The following is a 2,053-nucleotide window of genomic DNA, read 5'->3' on the forward strand; positions in this document are numbered from 1 at the left end:
CATGTACTTCACAGACCGTGGCATCGAGGAACTGGCAAAGCGACGCGGCGAGGAGGAGATCACCTTCGAGTGGCTCGCCGACCAGCTGCGCACGTTCGTCGATCTGAACCCGGACTTCGAGGTGCCGGTCGAGCGCCTCGCCACCTGGCTGGCCCGCCTGGACGACGACGAGGACGAGGACGAGTAACCCGCGTACGCGAGACGCGCGCTCAGTCGGGGACCCGCCACGCCTCGTAGGCCAGACCGAACGCCCCATAGGCGAGGAGCAGCACCCCCGCCGCCGCCCACCCCGCACTGCGCCGCCGTACCCCCCACAGCGTGAGCGGTACGCCGACCGCGCACTGCCCAACGGCGAGAACGCGCGGCACCAAGCGGCTGCCGCCGGGGGCGAGTTCGGAGCGTACGGCCGCGCGCAGACCGGGCCACTCCACCCGCTCCGCACCGGGCAGCGCCGCAGCGGCCACACTCAGCGGGCCCGCGCCGGGCGTGAGCCCCGGTGGCGCGGTCAGCCCGGCACGGGTGAGCAGCGCGAGCAGCGAGCGCAGCCGGGCGGGCGCATCGGCCGCCGGGTCGTCCCGGGTGAGCGGTTCGAGGGCCTGTACGTCGAGGACCGGGTCGAGGCCGAGCCGGGACGCGAAGGAGACCATCGCCTCGTCCTCGCCGACCGGCGTCCCGTCGGCCAGCCACACGTAACCGACACCGCGCCGGAAGCCGGACGCGAGGGCGAAGCCGCTCCGGTCGGCGTCCCACCACACGGCGAGCACCGGCCAGGGCGCTGAGACGGCGAGAGCGCCGGCCCAGCCGGAGAGAACCCGGTCGACGGGCTCCCCGGCGCGCTGCCAGGGCGCGCCCTCGGGAACGAGGACGCTCCACTCGGGACCGGCGGGGGCGAGCAGCAGCGGTACACCGAGGAGCCCGGCGACGGGGCGGACCTCGGCGGGCGCGGCGCGGCAGAACAGCAGCGCACCGAAAGCCGGTACGTCGGATCCGGAGTCGAAGTCGGAGTCTGGTTCGCGCGGGGTCGACACAGATCCACGCTAGGGCAATTCATCCGCATCGGCTCGGGTATGTCCGGGCGTGCGGAGCCCCGGCGGCCCGACAGCCTTGACGTGCCACAGCCGCGATATATCGTAAATTACGAGAACGCGATATGGCGTGTCGTACGGCACCGGCCGAGGGAGGTCAGCACCATGGCACAGGGCAGCTGGGAGATCGCTGAGCCGCAGAAGTTCGCCTTCGACGAGCCGGTGAGTTCGCTGCGGGTGCGCATCGTCAACGGCACGGTGAACGTGGTCGGCACCGACGGGAGCGCCGCCCGCCTCGAGGTGTCCCTGATCGAGGGGGCGCCGCTGCGGGTGACGCACGAGGGCGGCGCGCTGAGCGTCGCGTACGACGACCTGCCCTGGAAGGGCTTCCTCCAGCGGGTGGGCCCCAAGCGCTGGCGGCGGAACGCGGTGGTCTCGCTCGCGGTGCCGTCCGGTACGAAGGTCGAGATCGGCACGGTCGGCGCCACTACGACGGTCTCCGGGATCGACGGCCGGACCGTCATCCGGGGCGTCAGCGGAAGCACCACGCTGGTCGGCCTCTCCGGCAGCGTGCGCACGGAGACCGTCAGCGGCAGCGTCGAGGGTCAGGCCGTCACCGGCGATCTGCGGTTCAACTCGGTCTCCGGCGACCTGACCGTGATCGCGGCCGGTTCGTCGGTACGCGCGGACTCCGTCAGCGGCGACATGATCGTGGACCTGGACCCGGCGGGGGACGACCCGGCGCGCGGCGCCACGGACGTCCGGCTCGCCAGCGTCTCCGGTGAGATCGCCATCCGCCTCCCGCACCCGGCGGACGCGGTGGTCGAGGCGGACACGACGAGCGGCACCGTCTCCAACGCGTTCGAGGACCTGCGGGTCGGCGGCGACTGGGGCACCAAGCGCATCACGGGCCGGCTCGGCGCGGGCACCGGCACCCTCAAGGCCACCACCGTCTCGGGCGCGATCGCCCTGCTGCGCCGCCCACAGTCGGAGGCGCACGAGGAGGGGTACGGGGAGGGGTACGGGGA

Annotated in this window: 3 protein-coding genes; 2 read left to right on the forward strand and 1 reads right to left on the reverse strand. The window is 73.2% G+C overall.

Annotated elements, in window-relative coordinates; genetic code table 11:
* Nucleotide 1: 1 nt before the first annotated feature.
* Nucleotides 2-187: a DUF6104 family protein gene (locus tag GUY60_RS37155; protein ID WP_161705914.1), complete on the forward strand. Its 186-nt coding sequence runs from the start codon at nt 2-4 to the stop codon at nt 185-187.
* Between the two features lie 22 nt (nt 188-209).
* Here the strand turns inward: GUY60_RS37155 and GUY60_RS37160 are convergent, their stop codons facing one another.
* Nucleotides 210-1,028: a hypothetical protein gene (locus GUY60_RS37160; protein WP_161705915.1), complete on the reverse strand. Its 819-nt coding sequence runs from the start codon at nt 1,026-1,028 to the stop codon at nt 210-212.
* A 162-nt stretch (nt 1,029-1,190) separates the two neighbouring features.
* Between GUY60_RS37160 and GUY60_RS37165 the strand changes: the two genes are divergently transcribed.
* Nucleotides 1,191-2,053 (forward strand): DUF4097 family beta strand repeat-containing protein (locus GUY60_RS37165; RefSeq protein ID WP_161705916.1); only part of this gene is annotated, 863 nt, incomplete at its 3' end.

Source organism: Streptomyces boluensis (genome assembly GCF_009908195.1).
Classification (GTDB): domain Bacteria; phylum Actinomycetota; class Actinomycetes; order Streptomycetales; family Streptomycetaceae; genus Streptomyces; species Streptomyces boluensis.

Bases quoted from the DNA above. Each gene is read 5' to 3' on its own strand.
- GUY60_RS37155 (WP_161705914.1), top strand. From the start codon at position 2: ATGTACTTCACAGACCGTGGCATCGAGGAACTGGCAAAGCGACGCGGC.